This is a genomic window from Mesorhizobium sp. M7A.F.Ca.ET.027.03.2.1, assembly GCF_003999175.1.
Lineage (GTDB): Bacteria > Pseudomonadota > Alphaproteobacteria > Rhizobiales > Rhizobiaceae > Mesorhizobium.
Map to the genome: position 1 here is coordinate 1 of NZ_RZOM01000982.1, position 2,346 is coordinate 2,346.

4 protein-coding genes are annotated in these 2,346 nt (G+C 57.5%); 1 reads left to right on the top strand and 3 read right to left on the bottom strand.

Features of this window, described 5'->3' with window-relative positions:
• Nucleotides 1–239: Hsp20 family protein (locus tag EN750_RS29955; RefSeq protein WP_127398898.1), on the bottom strand; the 239-nt coding region annotated here is incomplete at its 3' end.
• Between the two features lie 315 nt (nucleotides 240–554).
• Between EN750_RS29955 and EN750_RS29960 the strand changes: the two genes are divergently transcribed.
• A complete protein-coding gene (locus EN750_RS29960) occupies nucleotides 555–1,499 on the top strand; it encodes a nucleoside hydrolase (protein WP_127398895.1) in 945 nt (314 codons plus the stop codon).
• A 36-nt stretch (nucleotides 1,500–1,535) separates the two neighbouring features.
• Here the strand turns inward: EN750_RS29960 and EN750_RS29965 are convergent, their stop codons facing one another.
• Together EN750_RS29965 and EN750_RS29970 are read right to left on the bottom strand one after the other, a co-directional pair.
• Nucleotides 1,536–1,913, bottom strand: a complete 378-nt coding sequence (locus EN750_RS29965) for a hypothetical protein (RefSeq protein ID WP_127398896.1) — start codon at nucleotides 1,911–1,913, stop codon at nucleotides 1,536–1,538.
• Nucleotides 1,914–1,916: 3 nt separating this feature from the next.
• Entirely contained in the window at nucleotides 1,917–2,189 is a 273-nt protein-coding gene (locus EN750_RS29970) for a hypothetical protein (RefSeq protein ID WP_245481868.1), read from the bottom strand.
• Nucleotides 2,190–2,346: the final 157 nt, after the last annotated feature.

Genomic DNA, 2,346 nt, shown 5'->3' on the forward strand with positions numbered 1-2,346 from the left:
GTCTGACGGCCGCGCACGACCAACTGGTTTTCCTCCGTGGTGACATCGAGATCGCTTTCGGCGAAACCGGCGACCGCCAATGTGATGCGCAACCTTTCGGTCTTGCCGTCGGCGCCGCTGAGGCGTTCGATGTTGTAGGGAGGGTAGCTGTCGCCGGATTTCGCCAAGCGTTCCAGGGTCTTTTCCATGGCGTCGAAACCAAGGAGAAGCGGGCTGGAAAAGGGCGTCATTCGGCTCATGTTACACTGTCCTCTCAAGAGCGACATAAAGTGGAAAAACCCAGATGGCATTTTTCCCGATGGTCTTGATATGGTCCGCCCCGCGACCAAGTTCAAGCCGTCAACAGACCCGCCCAAAAAGACCAGGCGTGGACTCACAGGAATGATCGACATGGCGCTTGAAACGGCGAGCAGATGCAAGGAGAAGCGCGCAGGTCGGGAATTGTCTTTCCCGGTCGAGCGGTTCGACATGGCAGCTTGCGACCGCTTCGGCGTCATTTGGATGTTTCGATCGGATCGGTTCAAGCCCACGACCTCGCCAAACAAGGAATTGAAATGCCCCAATCACGCAAGATCATCATCGACACGGATCCCGGTCAGGATGATGCCGTCGCCATATTGCTGGCGCTCGGCAGCTCCGAACTGGAGATCGTCGGCATATCAGCCGTTGCCGGAAACGTGCCGCTGAAGCTTACCGAAAAGAATGCCCGCAAGATCTGCGAGTTGGCTGGCCGTCCGGACATCAAGGTCTATGCCGGCGCCATCCGGCCCCTGATGCGCGAACTGGTCACCGCGGAGGAAGTGCATGGCAAGACCGGTCTCAACGGACCGCAATTGCCCGAACCGACGATGAAGCTGCAGGACCAGTACGCGGTCGATTTCATCGTCGAGACGCTGATGGGGGAAGAAAGCGGCACGATCACGCTTTGTGCGCTCGGCCCGCTCACCAACATTGCGCTGGCGCTGATCCGCGAGCCGCGTATCGCACCACGCATCAAGGAAATCGTGCTGATGGGCGGCGGCTTCTTCGAAGGCGGCAATGTCACCCCGACCGCCGAATTCAACATCTACGTCGATCCGCAGGCCGCCGATGTCGTGCTCAAATCCGGCATTCCGATCGTGATGATGCCCCTCGATGTCACCCATAAGGCGCTGACCACCGCCAAGCGCACGCAAACCTTCCGCGCGCTCGGCACCAAGGTCGGCACCGCCACCGCCGAGATGCTGGAATTCTTCGAGCGCTTCGACGAGGAGAAATACGGCACCGACGGCGGCCCGCTGCACGACCCCTGCGTCATCGCCTATCTGTTGAAGCCGGACCTGTTCAAGGGCCGCAACTGCAACGTCAGCGTGGAAACCGCCTCGGAACTGACCATGGGCATGACCGTGATCGACTGGTGGGGCGTCACCAAGCGGCCAAAGAACGCCATGGTGATGCGCGACATCGACCATGACGGTTTTTTCGCGTTGCTGGTGGATAGGTTGGGGCGGCTTAACTGATCGTCAGAACAGAACTGAACTTGTGAGCACGCGTCTTCACCGATTGAGAAACCGATAGGTGTCTCCGCCGCGCTTATGATGTTGCCGCTCGATGGGGATGACCGAACCGACGAGGTGCGGCATCCCCACTTCATCGTCGATGGATGTCACCGCGTTGCTGCCATCAAGGCGGACGTCGTATGTGTAATACAGCCCACGCCCGGCGGCCATCTTCGGATTGATGGGCATTAACCTGACATACTCGACGGTGCCCATCACACGCTGAGTTGCCACAACCGGATTGTCCTGGTTCATCGCAATTGGGATCAGCGCCGCCAGAGGCAGTGTGCAGAAGAAAGTGACACCAATAACCGCATCGCAGTATTCTGCCTGAAACAGAAGCAGGCGGTTTTTGAGAGAAAATGCTGTCGCCATGGTTCAATTCACGAATCGGTAGAAGACGAAGCCATTGTCGCGCGTGACGCGTTCAATGCTTGTGCGCGAGCCGATCAGATGCGGGCGATCGTCATCGATAAGGACAGACGAACCGTTCTCGATAGAAACCAGATATATGCCGCGGCCATGGTCCAACTGGACACTTTCGACGTTTGCGTCGAATGTGTCGACCGATCGGATCGGGCTGGCGTCGTTGGCCCATTTATTTGCCGCCGACATGATCATAATCGCAAACGCACCGATAAAGAGTATCACGCCAGGCGCGTTCCTCTTCAAACCATTCCAAGTCCAAAAGACAGACATGAGTCCCTCAACACATATTCATGTGGTGGTGAGAGAGCACACTTTCAATCTGTTGCCATTCCAAGGCGCTGCAACTCTTTTCGTCCCGGCTCTCGGCGAGCTGTTACTT